The organism is Streptomyces sp. AM8-1-1, assembly GCF_032229325.1.
Taxonomy (GTDB): Bacteria; Actinomycetota; Actinomycetes; order Streptomycetales; family Streptomycetaceae; genus Streptomyces; species Streptomyces achmelvichensis.
This window is the reverse complement of record NZ_CP135086.1, coordinates 8,105,247-8,120,366: the sequence shown is the minus strand read 5'-3', so window position 1 is coordinate 8,120,366 and position 15,120 is coordinate 8,105,247. Positions and strand designations below refer to the sequence as shown.

10 protein-coding genes are annotated in these 15,120 nt (G+C 68.2%); 6 read left to right on the top strand and 4 right to left on the bottom strand.

What is annotated here, in order from left to right; all coding sequences use genetic code 11:
* The first annotated feature begins 947 nt into the window (after positions 1 to 947).
* A complete protein-coding gene (locus RPQ07_RS36130; protein WP_313948492.1) occupies positions 948 to 1,730 on the top strand; it encodes a CAP domain-containing protein in 783 nt (260 codons plus the stop codon).
* 471 nt (positions 1,731 to 2,201) lie between these two features.
* Here the strand turns inward: RPQ07_RS36130 and RPQ07_RS36125 are convergent, their stop codons facing one another.
* Positions 2,202 to 4,892, bottom strand: a complete 2,691-nt coding sequence (locus RPQ07_RS36125) for a SpoIIE family protein phosphatase (protein ID WP_313948491.1) — start codon at positions 4,890 to 4,892, stop codon at positions 2,202 to 2,204.
* A 202-nt stretch (positions 4,893 to 5,094) separates the two neighbouring features.
* Positions 5,095 to 5,700: a hypothetical protein gene (locus tag RPQ07_RS36120; RefSeq protein ID WP_313948490.1), complete on the bottom strand. Its 606-nt coding sequence runs from the start codon at positions 5,698 to 5,700 to the stop codon at positions 5,095 to 5,097.
* 1,209 nt (positions 5,701 to 6,909) lie between these two features.
* Here RPQ07_RS36120 and RPQ07_RS36115 point away from each other — a divergent pair.
* Positions 6,910 to 7,362 carry a GNAT family N-acetyltransferase gene (locus RPQ07_RS36115; protein ID WP_313948489.1) on the top strand — a complete coding sequence of 151 codons (453 nt, stop codon included), beginning with the start codon at positions 6,910 to 6,912 and terminating at the stop codon, positions 7,360 to 7,362.
* Between the two features lie 28 nt (positions 7,363 to 7,390).
* Here the strand turns inward: RPQ07_RS36115 and RPQ07_RS36110 are convergent, their stop codons facing one another.
* Positions 7,391 to 7,882, bottom strand: coding sequence for a transposase (locus RPQ07_RS36110; protein WP_313948488.1), 492 nt, complete (start codon positions 7,880 to 7,882; stop codon positions 7,391 to 7,393).
* Between the two features lie 487 nt (positions 7,883 to 8,369).
* On the opposite strand from RPQ07_RS36110, the gene RPQ07_RS36105 reads away from it, so the two are divergent.
* The 4 genes from RPQ07_RS36105 (at position 8,370) to RPQ07_RS36090 (ending at position 14,092) form a co-directional block, all read left to right on the top strand.
* Positions 8,370 to 9,782, top strand: a complete 1,413-nt coding sequence (locus RPQ07_RS36105) for a family 2B encapsulin nanocompartment shell protein (RefSeq protein ID WP_313948487.1) — start codon at positions 8,370 to 8,372, stop codon at positions 9,780 to 9,782.
* 75 nt (positions 9,783 to 9,857) lie between these two features.
* Positions 9,858 to 11,114, top strand: coding sequence for a family 2 encapsulin nanocompartment cargo protein terpene cyclase (locus RPQ07_RS36100; RefSeq protein WP_313948486.1), 1,257 nt, complete (start codon positions 9,858 to 9,860; stop codon positions 11,112 to 11,114).
* A gap of 12 nt (positions 11,115 to 11,126) precedes the next feature.
* Positions 11,127 to 12,020, top strand: a complete 894-nt coding sequence (locus tag RPQ07_RS36095; RefSeq protein WP_313948485.1) for a geranyl diphosphate 2-C-methyltransferase — start codon at positions 11,127 to 11,129, stop codon at positions 12,018 to 12,020.
* Between the two features lie 440 nt (positions 12,021 to 12,460).
* Entirely contained in the window at positions 12,461 to 14,092 is a 1,632-nt protein-coding gene (locus tag RPQ07_RS36090) for a serine hydrolase (RefSeq protein WP_313948484.1), read from the top strand.
* 131 nt (positions 14,093 to 14,223) lie between these two features.
* On the opposite strand, the gene RPQ07_RS36085 is transcribed toward RPQ07_RS36090, so the two are convergent.
* Positions 14,224 to 15,003, bottom strand: coding sequence for a hypothetical protein (locus RPQ07_RS36085; RefSeq protein WP_313948483.1), 780 nt, complete (start codon positions 15,001 to 15,003; stop codon positions 14,224 to 14,226).
* Positions 15,004 to 15,120 lie beyond the last annotated feature (117 nt).

Below are 15,120 nucleotides of genomic sequence, written 5' to 3'. Positions count from 1 at the left end.
TGGAAAGCCCTTGTCACACGGGGGCGCACGCTCGAATTCATGCGCGACTCCTGTGCCGGCTTGCACGCCCCTCTCGCCCTCCACACACCCCAACTTCTACTCGGCGACGGCTTGTTCCAGGGCGGCGACGGGGGCGCCGATGAAGGCGGCGTGTACCCCGTCGGTCGCACCGGCGCGTTCACCTCGCCAACCGGCCGCAGCGGCCCCCTCCCTCCCGCCCTCCATCGAGAAGGAGCCAGGAGGAGCAGCTGCCCTCCGAAACTCCAACCGGTCCTCTCCTCGGACACCTGCCGCTTCGCCCACAGCAGTACACCGGCTACGTCGCCGTCGGCGAAGTCCCGGTGACCACACTTGGGATGGTTGCGAACCTCCCGTGCGGATGCCCTGGAATGCCTGTATTTCACATGGCATCTACGGTCCGACGCTATCTGCCCGGATTCGCACCACTTGCCCATCATCCCCCTTGCCGCATCGGACCGTTGCCGACCCCGCGAGCCGGGAGTGACGAGGGTTGGTCTCGGACTCGCAGCCAGAGATGAAACGGAGGAAATGGTTCCGTGACATCCGCCACAGCCATTCCGGCACAAAGGGGGCCGCTGGCAGCGGTCCCGCCTGGTGACATAAGGATATTTGTCCATCTCGGTGCGATCGCGCCTCTTCCCGCGTCGGGCGGCTTTCGGACCTCGTCGCATATGCAACTGCCTGTCGGGCGCACAGGCTCTTTTGATGGGGCGTCAAAGGGCGTGGGGCGTTCCGCATACACGCCCGCACGCTCTTGGCAAGGGCGATCCGAACCTACGATCGTGTGCCGTAGTCGCTGCTCGTTGCCCTCCGCGTTCAGCGGTCCTAACAATGGCTGCCCGCAAAGGCGCCACCACAGGTCACCCACATAACGGACCGGGCCAACCGCTTTCGGTGGCGCTCCGCGATGCCGAGTGAGGTCACACATGAGCAAGCACCGCAGGACGAAGCACTACCGGAAGATCACCATCGCGGCCGTCGCCATGGCGGCCGTGGGTGTGCCCTCTGTCGCCATGGCTTGTATGGATCCTGACGGGACCCAGGACAGCCGGTCCCACGACCGTTGGAAGAATGCACACGCCGAGCAGCGGTGGCAGGGGGACGAGCCCGACCAGCGGTGGGACAGGGACACGTGGGACCGGAAGCCGACCCGCCCCGACGCGCAGACGCCCTCGACGACGCCCGGCACCCCGAAGCCGGCCGCGCCGAAGCCCGCGGCACCCAAGCCCGCAGCGCCGAAGCCGACGGCACCCAAGCCTTCCGCACCTAAGCCTTCCGCACCCAAGCCCGCAGCGCCGAAGCCCGCGGCACCCAAGCCCGCAGCGCCTGTGTCCGGCGACGTCGCCCGCGTCGTGGCCCTCGTCAATAGTGAGCGCAGCAAGGCGGGATGCTCGCCGGTGAAGTCGAACGCGAAGCTGGCCAAGGCCGCGCAGGATCACAGCAAGGACATGGCGGCCCACCGGAACATGTCCCACACGGGCTCCGACGGTTCGGATCCGGGTCAGCGGATCACGCGTGCCGGCTACCAGTGGAGCACCTACGGCGAGAACGTCGCCTATGGCTACAACACCCCCGAGAGCGTCATGGCGGGCTGGATGTCCAGCCCCGGCCACAAGCGCAACATCCTCAACTGCGCATTCAAGGAGATCGGTGTCGGCCATGCGCAGCCCGACGACTACTGGACGCAGGACTTCGGCACCGCGCGCTAGGCAGCACCGCGGAAGGCCGGCGAGGCAGCACCAATACGGACGGATCCGCCCACATCATCACCGGGCTGTCCACCGTCGCTCACCTCGCCGGAAGCCCTGCCCACCACCGCAACGCCGGAGAGACGGCGATCATCTTCGAGGGACGGCGGCCGCCGGACAGCGGCCGCCGTCCGGGGCGAACAGCATGGCGCGTCGGCTGCCGTACCCGCGGAGCACCGCCTGCCTGAACGCGCGATGCGGTGCAGCGACGCGGCGCGGATACCGGCGCAGAAACATACGGACGCAGGGACATACGGACACAGCAGCTGTCCGTGCCGGTCATCTGCGGCGTCGACCCCGCTCCTCGTTGCCCATCGCCGCTTGATCCACATCCGGGACCGAAGGCTGCCGGAGAGAACCACCTGGCCTGCGCACTCCTCCCCCACGCCTGCCCGGCCAGTCCCCGAGAACCTCGCTGTGCGGGTCTCCCCGTCACAAGTCCTCGGTGTCGAACAGGTCGAGCAGTGCCTCGCCGTCCCCGTTCGGCCCCGGCATGGCCTGCTGAGCCCAGATGATCTTTCCCTCGGCTGTGTAACGGGTGCCCCAGCGTTCGGCCATTTTGGCCACGAGGAACAGCCCGCGGCCTCCCTCGTCCATCGTCGCGGCGTACCTCAGATGCGGCGACGTGCTGCTTCCGTCGGCCACCTCGCAGGTCAGACCGTGATCGTTCACCAGCCTGACCCGGATCGCCCCGGAGCCGTAACGGATGGCGTTGGTGACCAGCTCGCTGAGGATGAGCTCGGTGCTGAACGCCAGCTCGGACAGCCCCCACTCGTCCAGCTGCGCTGTGGCCGCCGCCCGCGTCTCCGCCACCGCGCTCGGGTCGCGCGGCACATCCCACTCGGCGACCTGGTCGGGCCCGAACACGCGCGCACGGGCAATCAGGAGCGCCACATCGTCCTTGGGGCGGGCGGGCAGCAGCGCACTCAGCACCGCCTGGCAGCTCTCCTCCGGTGGCCGCCCGGGATGCGCCAGGGCGCGACGCAGTTCCTCGATACCGACGTCGATGTCACGGCCGCGCTCCTCGATCAGCCCGTCCGTGTAGAGAACGAGCTGGGTCCCCTCGGCCAGCTCCAACTCCGCGGCCTCGAAGGGCATACCGCCGAGTCCCAGCGGCGGCCCGGCCGGAAGGTCAGCGAACTCGACGGTGCCGTCCGGGCGTACCAGGGCGGGTGGCAGGTGTCCGGCACGGGCCATGGTGCAGCGCCGTGAGACCGGGTCGTAGATCGCGTAGAGACAGGTCGCACCTGTCATCTCCTGGCCACCATCGCAGTCCGACTCGTCCTGGTCGATGCCTCCGACGAGATCGTCGAGATGGCCGAGGATCTCCTCGGGCGGCAGGTCGAGCGTGGAGAAGTTGTGCACCGCGGTGCGCAGTCGTCCCATCGTCGCTGCGGCGTGCAGACCATGGCCGACGACATCGCCGACCACCAGTGCGACCCGGCTCCCGGGCAGCGGGATGACGTCGAACCAGTCGCCGCCCACCCCTGACTGCGCCGGCAGATAGCGGTGCGCGACCTGCATGGCGCTCTGCTCCGGCAGGGTGCGGGGAAGCAGACTGCGCTGGAGCGTCACGGCCAGTGCGTGCTCGCGCGTGTAGCGGCGCGCATTGTCCACGGACACCGCGGCGCGGGCGACCAGTTCCTCGGCCAGGGAGAGGTCCTCCTCCTCGAAGGCGCCCGGCTTCTGCGAGCGCCAGAAGTTGGCCACGCCGAGGACCACGCCCCGGGCCTGGAGTGGCACCGTGATGAGCGAATGGATGCCGTACTCGACGATCTCCTGCGCCCGCTCCGGGTCCTGGGCCTGCCAGCCCGGCGCCTGGGACAGATCGGTCACCACCTCCGCCCGCCCACTGCCCAGCCCCCGGGCCTGCGGCGTCGAGGGCACGAACATGATCAGTCGGTCCCGGGGATAGAGGGGATGATCGTCACGGATGCCGCTCACGCCGGTGCGGCGCATGGTGCCACTGCCGTTCGGCTCCTCGCCGTGCAGTACGGGGTCGGCGATATCGACGGTGACGAAGTCGGCGAAACGGGGGACCGCGACGTCGGCCAGCTCCTGGGCGGTACGCCGGACGTCGAGTGTGCTGCCGATGCCGACGCCGGCGTCGTACAGCAGCTTGAGCCGTGTGCGGGCGACCTCCGCGCGGCCCGTCAGCGCCTGGAGCTCGGTGGAGTCACGAATCGTGGCCACGGCACCCGTCGGGCCGGCCGAGCCGTGCGTCGGGCGCTGGTTGACGACCAGCAGCCTGTCCGCGGCCGCTTGGACTTCGTCCGTGGCCGCACGTCCGGAGGCCAGCAGATCGGCCGTCGCGGCATCGAGACCGGGCAGATCGGCGACGCGCTGTCCCTCACAGTCGGGATGCAGCTCCAGCAGCCGTCTGGCCTCGTCGTTGGCCAGTACGAGCCGTCCGTCGGCGCCGATGATCACGACACCTTCACGCACGGCGTGCAGCACCGCATCGTGGTGCTCGTACATCCGGGCCAGCTCGGCCGGGCCGAGCAGATGGGTCTGCCGTTTCAGCCGTCTCGCCGCCAGTGCCGTGCCGCCCATCGCCAGCGCGAGGGCCGCGGCGCCCGCGCCGAGGATGACCGGCAGCTGCTCGTACACCGCGCCGGTGACGCTCGCGACGGTCAGACCCGCGGAGACCAGGCCCACGACGGAGCCGTCGGGCGCCCTGACGGGGACGACGGCCTGCACCTCCTGGCCGAGGGGACCGTCGACGCTCTCGACGGTGACCTTTCCCGCCAGCGAGGGCTCGATCGTGCCCACGAAACGCCGCCCGATCCGCTCCGGCTGGGGATGGGTGTAGCGGATCCCCTTGGTGTCCATGACGACGATGAAGTCGACGCCCGCGGCTTTCCGGGTCTCCTCGGTGATCGGCTGGAGTACCCGGGCCGGATCGGGCGACTGCAGAGCAGCCAGCAGACCCGGCGTCTGCGCGAACGTTTCCGCCACGGCGATCGATCGCGTCCTGGCCTCCCGGTTGCCGTCGTACCGGGACTGAAGAAGCAGCGCCACGACCGCCACGAGAACGAGCAGGACCACGACCACGACCTGCAGGAGGAACACCTGCCCGGCGACGCTCCTGGGGCGTTTGTCGATCCGTGGTTGAACCGACACACCACGGAATCGGTCAAAACGCCTGATCACGCCTCCTTTCTAGCATCACTGGAGGTAATCGGGCTATACCTGTCCGGTAGTCGCCGGCCAGGCATCCGCCGGCTCACGGTGCCGTACGTCGCCCGGGATGGCCGGCGACCACGGCCGGGGGCGCGAGAACCGTGCCGAACCGGGAAGGGGAAACCCGCCCTGGCTTTCCCCATCAGGGTCGCAAGCCGGCCTGCCGGAGTGCGACCTCCGACAGGTCGGCGATGACGTGCTGGTCCCCGCGGCGCCAGGCGTCAGCCAGACCGCCGGGAGGGGCTTGCAGCCGGGCAAGATCGCCAGGCGGGCCGGTGAGGGCGCGCAGTGCGAGCAGATCGGCGCCTCCCGGTGCGTCGAGGAGTCGTCGAAGATCGCCGCTGCGCCGCATCCAGCGCAGGCGCGGCGGGAGCCACAGCAACAGGACGAAGACGACGGGAATGACGATCAGAGCCGTTGTCGTCAGAGTGGCGATCTGGCCGACCGTGTCCTGGGCCGACTGTCCGGCGTCGGCGAACCCGGTACTGGCATCGGCTGCCGACTGGAGCGGCTTCTTCAGCAGGTCGCCGACGAGTGGCACGTCAGAGGCCGCGTCGCCGGCGTTGTCGAGTTCGGTGGCGAGGTTGTCGCCCGAACTCTCGACCTTCCGCCCCGGCTCGACCAACAGCATGATCGCTTCGCGGACGACGAGGGCGAACTTCACCGCGGCAGCCATCAGGACCAGGGCGATCAGGTCTCCGAGCACCTGGCGGTTCCGACGAGCTGGGGTCTGGGCGTAGAGGCGCATCGGCGGGCTCCCGTTCGGTCACGGCATCGAGGAGAACCGGCCCCCGCCGGGAGAGGCTCAGCCGGTCGGTCGACCGTACGTCGGACTGGACCTTTCCATCGGTCTCCGTGGGCAAACGTCCGGGACGCGACGCCTGGTCGGCGTACGGCGCGCGGCGCGGTAGGCCGCCGACGGTCAGGAGCGGATCGCCTTTCGTGGGCCGTCGGCGCGGCCTTCGCAGCGTCGGCCGGCGCAGGGCGGTCCCCGCCAGGGATACCGGCGCGGACCGCGCCCGACACAGACCACGAGCCTTCGTCCTCGCCTGGCACCTCGTCACCTTGCCGCGCGCCTGCCCCTACCTGCACGCGGTGGAGCCCGCCGACATGGGGCGAAGCAGGACAACATCGCCCCACAAAGAAGAGTGTGACGGCCGTCACAGTCGCCTAGCGCTTGGAACACGGCCTGCCGAGCACTCGGCTCCCAAGCAGCCGCGGCGCCAAAGCCACGCCTGGCGCGGCGGGTGTCGGTCCGGCTGTGCGACGCGTCATCAGGGGGAACCATGAGGAACCGCGATGTGCAACGACAGGCAGATGTGCAACGACAGGCAGTCGAGTACAAGAGGCGCCTCGCTGTGGTCTGGGCAGCGTTGTTCCTGTGCTGCGGCCTGTCCGTCGCCGTCTCCCTGGCGGCCACGGAAACACTCCTGCGTCCCGATCCACGCTGGTGGCTTTCCGTGTGGTTCGCAGCGTGGGCCGTCACCACTGTCGCACTCTCCTGCTGGGTGGTTCTGCACACGCGCAAGAGGACTGACGCACGGTCGCCTCGGGGCGCCCGCTCCAAGGCCTCGCGCCGAGCGGTCTCATCTTCACTGTGACCCGGCCGGAACGTGGCGTACGTAGAACACGGCAACCTGCCTTGGCTGTGTAAGTGCCCTGCCGGAGGCCTGTATTGCCGACTTCGGATGGCGATTCGCGGGTCGGGAGTCGTGAATGTCGTTGAGATTAGGGTTCTGGCACAGATCTTGAGGAGCCGTCACGGAGCGTCTTCCCGGCGTTCGATTGCGAGGGTCTCATGAGACCGCCGCGTGTCCTGTCCGTCTCCCCGGTACCCGTCCACGAGCCGGGGAGCCAGCGAGAGGCGGCCGGGTCCGGCAGTAATCGATCTTGACGTGCCCGAAGTGTGTGGTGTCGAGTTGACGGTGAGAGTGGCTCCAGCGCATAGGGGATCGACATGTTCATAGCAGAAGAGGGCGTTTTCGATCCTGCGGAGATGCTCAACCTCTACGACTCGGTCGGCTGGGAGGGCTACACCAGTGACGTAGACAAGCTCGGTCGCGGTCTTGTGAACTCTCACCTCGTCATTACGGCACGAGATGGATCGGGATCGCTCCTCGGACTGGCCCGGACCGTCTCCGACGACGAGCACATCTGTTACGTCCAGGACGTCGTGGTCAATCCGGCGAACCACAGACAGGGGGTTGGCCGGGCGTTGGTCGAGCACCTGATGCGGCGCTACTCCCACTGCCGGTTCTTCCTCCTGTCCACGGACCACGAGTCGTCACCAGAGGGCAAGCGCAACCACGCGTTCTACCGGAGCCTGGGATTCCTGTCCTACGAGGAAAAGGAGATGGCAGGCTTCGGACTGCCAAGGAACCGCCCCGACCTGCGCGATACGGCTCCATAGGCAAAAGATCTTGAGGAGTTGCGGAGTGTTACTGGAGCAGGATCATCTTGCGGAGTAGTTCGAATCCGGCTCGGCCGTAGAGTTGCCGCTTGATCTTCTTGATGCGGTTGACGGCGCCCTCGATGCTGCCGGAGCTCCAGTCGAGAGTGAGCCCGGCTGTCACGGCGTCGAGGTCTCGGAGCAGGTGCAGTGCGAAGCCGGTGAGGCCCGGTAGCTGGCTGGCGTCGACTGCGTCGATCCAGGTGGGGAGTGTGCAACCGAGGCGGTCGGTGAGTATCTCGCCGAAGTCGCGGACGTGTGTCCCGCGGCCTTGTCCAGTTCGGGGCAGCGGGCCAAGACCTCCTTCAGGCCGGCCCGGTCTTCCTCGGTCAGGGTTGTGGGGTGCCGTGTGAACCAGCCGGTCACCTGCCGCACCGTCGGCTGCCGTCCCGGCGCGCCAGCCGGAGCCCCGCGCAGGGTGGCGATGTGGGCTCGTCCGGAGGGCCCAGCCGTCGCCTGCAAGCGGGGTCTGCGACGCCACCGCGGGTGAGGCGAAGCCGCGGGTGACCCCAAGTGCGGTTCAAACTCAGGTCAGTTCGTGGTGAGGCGAGTGGCCGGATCGGTATCCACGCACGCTCCGCCACACAGAGAACAGCTCATGCCGCCCGCTCCCGGGCCTCTCCGGTCCTGACGGCGCCGGGCACCGGTCATCAGGCCGGACTGCAACCACCCATACGCCCGCCACCGCCCGCGTCCCGTTCCGTGGGTCACCCCGTCTGCATGCCTCCCGCTCACACGCCGTGAAAAATCTTGGATGTGACCGGATCTCGTCGGTCGTCGGGCAAACGTCGTGCACCGCATTGCCACTGCATCGAAGTAATCCCGACGGCTTTCCAGGTCAGACGGGGTGCAACGGCCACTACGGTTTACCGGGATCCGGACCGAATCCGCATATTCACTGTCTTTTCCCCTTCACCGGCAATGCACAGGCATGCCGGTCGCCGCCCTGACGAAGGAGCCCTCGTCCGATGACCGTTGAGACCAGCCCGGAAGCCGAACTGGAGCCGCCCCCGCAGTCCAGTCTCAGCACGGCGGCCGCCCGCAACCTCGCCACCACGACCAAGTCCGCCCCGCAGATGCAGGAGATCACCTCCCGCTGGCTGCTGCGGATGCTCCCCTGGGTGGAGACCAAGGGTGGTACCTACCGGGTGATCCGCCGGCTCAGCTATACCGTCGGCGACGGCCGTGTCGAATTCGTACAGGACGGCGCACACGTCCGGGTGATCCCGCGCGAGCTGAGGGAACTGGCCCTGCTGCGCGGCTTCGAGGACGACGAGGTTCTCACCGCGCTCGCCGGGCGGTGCGTCCAGCGCGACTTCCGCGCCGGTGAGGTGCTTGCCGAGCGCGGGGCTCCTGCCGACCAGATCCACCTCATCGCCCACGGCAGGATCAGGCAGACCTCCGTGGGCAAGTACGGCGACGACATCGCCGTCGCCGTGCTCGCCGACGGCGACCGGTTCGGTGACCACGCCCTCCTGGCCCCTGAAGCCACATGGGACTTCACCGCCACTGCCGAGACCGCGGGGACCCTGCTCACCCTGTCCCGCGCCGAGTTCAGCGCCGTGCTGTCCGCGGCACCCGGCCTCCAGGCCCACGTACGCGAATTCAGCGCCCTTCCGCAGCAGCGGCAGAACCGGCACGGCGAGGCTGAAATCGCCATGTCGGCCGGCCACACCGGCGAACCCGAACTGCCCGGCACCTACGTCGACTACGAGCCCCACCCGCGCGAGTACGAACTCTCCATCGCGCAAACGGTGCTGCGGGTCCACACCAGGGTCGCCGACCTCTACAACGAGCCGATGAACCAGACCGAGGAGCAGCTGCGGCTCACCATCGAAGCGCTGCGCGAGCGGCAGGAATTCGAGCTCATCAACAACCGCGAGTTCGGTCTGCTCCACAACGCCTCCTTCAAGCAGCGCATCCAGACCCATTCAGGGCCGCCCACTCCGGACGACCTCGACGAGCTGTTGTGCCGCCGCCGGGGCTCCAAGTTCTTCCTCGCCCACCCTCGGACGATTGCCGCCATGGGGCGCGAGTTCAACGCACGCGGGCTCTATCCGGACCACGTCGATCTCGGCGGACAGCAGGTCCCGGCCTGGCGCGGAGTTCCGATTCTGCCGTGCGGCAAGATCCCCATCACCAAGGAGAGCACCAGCTCCATCCTCTGCATGCGAACCGGCGAGGAGAACCAGGGGGTCATCGGCCTCCGCCAGACCGGTCTGCCGGAGGAGTACGAGCCCGGTCTGTCGGTGCGCTTCATGGGCCTCGACGAACGGTCGATCATCTCCTACCTGGTCACCACCTACTACTCCGCCGCCGTCCTGGTGCCTGACGCGCTCGGCGTGCTGGAGAACGTGCAGATCGCCCGTCGGCGCGCCTAGGCCCGGTCCGGACCCCCGGTCGACCGGGCCCACCCGGAACCGGAGACAGTCACCCGCCTCATCAAGGAGCATTGGATGTCCGATCCCGGGCCTTCCACCGTGCAGTCGAGCCTGCCTGCCGCTGCGGCCCGCTTCGGGGCCCCCGTCGTCGACATCGCACGGGCCTCTGCCGCCGAAGTCGCCTGCTCTCCCGTCCCGGCCATCCCACCTGACCCACCCGCGGCGCCTGACCCGTCCGCCCCGTCCGCCCTGGCAAGGGTTCTGCGCGGTCCCAGTGGCCTGGGCACGGCAGGCCTGTATCTGACCCCGCGTGAGGGTCAGCCGAAATCCCCCGAGCCCGACGCGCCTGTGGTGGGCCACCCGATCCCCGGCCTCTACCACCACCCCGTCCCGGAACCCGACCCGGCACGGGTGGAGGAAGTCAGCGCACGGATCAAGGCCTGGGCGCTGGAGGAAGTCGACCTGTACCCGGATGAGTGGGAGGACCAGTTCGACGGCTTCTCGGTAGGCCGCTACATGGTGGCCTGCCATCCGGACGCACCGACCGTCGACCACCTGATGATCGCCACCCGGCTGATGGTCGCCGAGAACGCGGTGGACGACTGCTACTGCGAGGACCACGGTGGTTCGCCCATCGGCCTCGGCGGACGGCTCCTCCTGGCGCACACCGCCCTCGACCACCTCCACACCACGGAGGAGTACGAGCCACAGTGGGCTCAGTCCCTCCACTCGGACGCCCCGCGCCGTGCATACCGCTCGGCCATGGAGTACTTCGTCCAGCAGTCCACCCCCTCCCAGGCCGACCGCTACCGGCACGACATGGCACGCCTGCATCTCGGGTACCTCGCCGAGGCGGCCTGGAGCCAGACCGACCACGTGCCCGAGGTGTGGGAGTACCTGGCGATGCGGCAGTTCAACAACTTCCGCCCCTGCCCCACCATCACGGACACGGTCGGCGGCTACGAGCTGCCGGCGGACCTCCACGCGCAGCCCGCCATGCAGCGCGTGATCGCGCTCGCCGGGAACGCCACCACCATCGTCAACGACCTGTACTCCTACACCAAGGAACTCGCCGCCCCCGGAAAGCACTTGAACCTGCCGGTGGTGATCGCCGAACGCGAAGGCGCGTCGGAACAGGACGCGTACCTCAAGGCGGTGGAGGTCCACAACGACCTGATGCACGCCTTCGAGGACGAGGCCGCCGCTCTCTCCGCGGCCTGCCCCGTCCCAGGTGTCCAGCGCTTCCTGCGGGGAGTCGCCGCATGGGTCGACGGCAACCACTACTGGCACCAGACCAACACCTACCGCTACAGCCTGCCCGACTTCTGGTAAGGATGGATTGACATGACGAACGCCGAACTCACCACCACCGAGGCCCCCACCGGACCCTCCGCGTTCATCCCGGCCCCGACGACTCCCTACCAGGGAGACATCGCCCGCTACTGGGACCATGAGGCCAGGCCGGTGAACCTGCGCCTCGGCGATGTCGACGGTCTCTACCACCACCACTACGGCATCGGTGACGTCGACCACGGTGCCCTCGGCGACGCCGATGACAGTGCGTACGAGAAGAGGCTGATCGCGGAGCTCCACCGGCTGGAATCGGCGCAGGCCGAACTCCTCCTCGACCACCTCGGCGCCATCGGGCGCGACGACACCCTCATGGACGCCGGCTGCGGCCGCGGCGGCTCGATGGTCATGGCCCACCAGCGCTTCGGATGCAAGGTCGAAGGCGTCACCCTGTCCGCGAAGCAGGCTGAATTCGCCAACCGGCGCGCACGAGAACTCGGCATCGAAGACCATGTCCACGCCCGTGTCTGCAACATGCTCAACACGCCGTTCGAGACCGGCCGGGCCGCTGCCTCCTGGAACAACGAGTCCAGCATGTACGTCGACCTGCACGACCTCTTCGCCGAACACTCCCGCGTCCTGGAGGTGGGCGGCCGCTACGTGACCATCACCGGCTGCTGGAACCCCCGATACGGCCAGCCCTCCAAGTGGGTGTCCCAGATCAACGCGCACTTCGAGTGCAACATCCACTCCCGCCGGGAGTACCTGCGCGCGATGGCGGACAACCGCCTCGTACCGCAGGCCGTCATCGATCTGACCCCAGCGACCCTGCCCTACTGGGAACTGCGGGCCACGTCGCGGCTGGTCACCGGCATCGAAGAGGCGTTCATCAACTCCTACAAGGACGGCTCCTTCCAGTACCTCTTGATCGCGGCCGACCGCATCTGACCGAGCGCATCTGACCGAGCGCCGCCGACCGGCGCGGCGCACACCGCGGCTCCGGAGGTAGCGGACCCGTCTGCCGGCGGGCCCGCCCCCTCGGGGTACGCCACCACACATCCAGCGCCGGCTCGGCCGCGTCGGAAGGCTCGCCCCGAACTCGTCATGACCGACAGGAACCGACGTCTCCCCGGCGGGCCCTCCGGGACGCCCCACTCCACGATGTCGGGTGCCTGAGGCCACTGGCCCATGCGCGGCCGCTGCCCTCCCCCACCCTGCTGAGCCAGGCCCGCCTGCGGGTTTCCGCCTCTCACCCACTTGGCGACGCCCGAGTGCAATGGTCCGCTGCCGTGGCGAGTATGGAACGGGCGCTGGTGTGTCCTCGGAGGTCGACGGTGACATCGCGCCCCCTCCGAGGCATCCGAGGCCATCGGATGAAGGAGCGGAGCATGGCCATACGGAGTCGCAGGAGAGCGCTGCACCGGCAAGCCCGGGTGGGCGCGGCAGTGGTGTGCCTCGGTGTGCTCGCGATTGTCCTACCGGGATGCGTCGCCATGGGCAGCGCAAGCGGCAGTCCGTCCGCCGGCCCGTCGCTCGCCCCCGAGCCGCCGAAGCAGCCGCCGCCCCAGTTGACGCAGGCGCAGGTGGAGGCCGCGGTGAGCCGACTCGACGGCCTGGTGGAGAACGCGATGCGGCAGACCGGGGTGCCGGGGGTCGCCGTAGGGGTCGTCTACCGGGACAAGGTCGTGTACGCGAAGGGCTTCGGGGTCCGTCAGCTGGGCAAAAGCGCCACGGTCAATCCCAAGACGGTGTTTCAGTTGGCTTCGTTGTCCAAGCCCCTGTCGTCCACCGTCGTCGCCGGCACCGTGGGGCGAAAAGTCGTCGGCTGGGACGACCCGGTGGTCTCCCATGATCCGGGCTTCGCCCTCAAGAACCCGTACGTGAGCGCGAACGTGACAATCGCGGACCTGTTCTCGCACCGCAGCGGACTGCCCGACCATGCCGGCGACCTGCTGGAAGATCTTGGCTACCAGCGCGACTACATCCTGCGGCATCTGCGGCTGGAGCCGCTGACCCCGTTCCGCGCGAGCTACGCCTACACCAACTACGGCCTGACCGAGGCAGGGGAAGCGGTGGCCGCCGCAGCGAAGACCAGCTGGCCGCAGCTGGCAGCCGATGCGCTGTTCGAGCCCTTGGGGATGGAGAACTCCAGCTACCAGCGTGCCGACTACGACAAGGCCGCCGACAAGGCATCGGCACACGTCGTGGTGAACGGCCGCTGGAAGCCCTCCACCACGGAGAACGCCGACCGACAGGCGCCTGCGGGCGGCGCAAGTTCGACCGTCGACGACCTTGCCAAGTGGATGCGCCTGCAACTGGCCAACGGTCAGTTCGACGGGAAGCGACTGGTCGACTCGGCGGCCCTGGATCAGACCCGTATCCCGCACTCCGTCTCCATGGCCCCGCTTGCCCCGGCAGGTGCACCAGGCCTCTACGGGCTGGGCTGGAATGTCGGCTACGAAGGTGCCGGAGGGCTGCGACTGAGTCATTCCGGCGCCTTCGACCTGGGCGCAGCCACTGAGGTCACCCTGCTGCCCAGCGAACGGCTCGGCATCGTGGTACTGACGAACGGGCAACCCATCGGCGTACCAGAGGCGGTAGCCGCAGCGTTCCTCGACATCGCACGCAATGGGCGGCAGACCGTCGACTGGCTCCCCTTCTACAGGAAAGTGGTGCAGGCCGCCGCCTACACAGGCGCCTCCCCCACGAATTACGCCAAGCCGCCTGCCAACGCCACACCGGCCAAAGCCGAGGACGCCTACACAGGCACCTATGCGAACGACTACTACGGGCCGGCCACCGTCACCGGGGACAACAGCGGCAACCTGACCATGACACTGGGCCCGCAAGAGATGTCGTTCAAGCTGCGGCACTACACGGGTGACACCTTCAGCTACCAGACGCAGGGCGAGAACGCCGTCGGACTGTCCGGCGTCACTTTCCATCTGCGCTCCGGCAAGGCAGAGAGTGTCACCATCGAGCATCTCGACGCCAACGGACTGGGAACCTTCAGCCGCTGACGCCTGGTCACCGGCCCGCGAGCCGCCGGCCCCACTCCGCAGCACTGGTGGCGGTACCTCATGGCCAGCCCGCTACGAGGAGGCAGAACAGCAGACACCGGTACGTGCTCGCAGCGGTTCTACGATCGACCTCATTGCTTGAGCCTCGACATCAGGTCACGCATGTCGCCGATCAAGGCCGACCGGTACTGCGACACATCGGGGACGCCCGGCCCCTCACCGACGACCTCATTGTCGTCATCGGCACTCTGGTACTGCGTGGAGGCAGAGAGGCGCAGCGAGAGGATCGCTCCTCCCTCCATCACCCTCAGCTCTGAACTTCCGGCATCCGGAGTCACCAGATACGCCTTGTCGCCGAGGTCCGGAACTGTCTCCACCAGTTCTTCAGGAACAACGCCCACATCAGTGACTCGTCGCCGCGCTTCGAATTCAACGGCAGGGTCAGCCTTCTTGTGCAGCGCCACTTCGAGTCCGACGGTGTGGCCGATGGACCACCCATCTCCACCCTTTTCCCCGTTCGTCGGCGATCCAAGAGAAATGAGGCACTGGATCTGGTCGAGTGCCGGATCCTTCAACAGGCCCGAGTCGGCCAGGGGCGTGGGCTCTCTCGGAGCGATCGCCCCGCCGATCGCCCGCAGTTGCAGGGAGCGACAGAGGTCTCCATCCAGCTCGTACCCCCGCATGTCCGGCTTCCGGTCAGGTACCCCGAGCAGGGGCAACGCCATCGCCCACAGGACCGATGCCACGACCATCCCTCCCAGCCCCCACACCCACGGCGTCCGCGGTCCACGTCTTCCGATCGCCTCATGGTCGACATCGCCGATCACCTCAGGGGGCTCGGCCCCACCGAAGTCCCCGGCCACCTCCGGCTCAGAAATCATCCCGTTCCCCCTCGCGGCAACGTCTTCCATGGCGGTCAGTATCTACGGGGCGGCACATGGCCGGAGCGGACGTCAGGACGCGAAAGTGGCTCATCCCATCGCCTCGGAAGTGGCCCACCCGGATGGAGTCACTGAAGCATACGGTCG

Excerpts from the sequence above, each read along its gene's own strand:
- RPQ07_RS36090 (WP_313948484.1), top strand. The coding sequence starts at position 12,461 with ATGGCCATACGGAGTCGCAGGAGAGCGCTGCACCGGCAAGCCCGGGTG.
- RPQ07_RS36115 (WP_313948489.1), top strand. The coding sequence starts at position 6,910 with ATGTTCATAGCAGAAGAGGGCGTTTTCGATCCTGCGGAGATGCTCAAC.
- RPQ07_RS36120 (WP_313948490.1), bottom strand. The coding sequence starts at position 5,700 with ATGCGCCTCTACGCCCAGACCCCAGCTCGTCGGAACCGCCAGGTGCTC.
- RPQ07_RS36130 (WP_313948492.1), top strand. The coding sequence starts at position 948 with ATGAGCAAGCACCGCAGGACGAAGCACTACCGGAAGATCACCATCGCG.
- RPQ07_RS36105 (WP_313948487.1), top strand. The coding sequence starts at position 8,370 with ATGACCGTTGAGACCAGCCCGGAAGCCGAACTGGAGCCGCCCCCGCAG.
- RPQ07_RS36095 (WP_313948485.1), top strand. The coding sequence starts at position 11,127 with ATGACGAACGCCGAACTCACCACCACCGAGGCCCCCACCGGACCCTCC.
- RPQ07_RS36100 (WP_313948486.1), top strand. The coding sequence starts at position 9,858 with ATGTCCGATCCCGGGCCTTCCACCGTGCAGTCGAGCCTGCCTGCCGCT.
- RPQ07_RS36085 (WP_313948483.1), bottom strand. The coding sequence starts at position 15,003 with ATGGAAGACGTTGCCGCGAGGGGGAACGGGATGATTTCTGAGCCGGAG.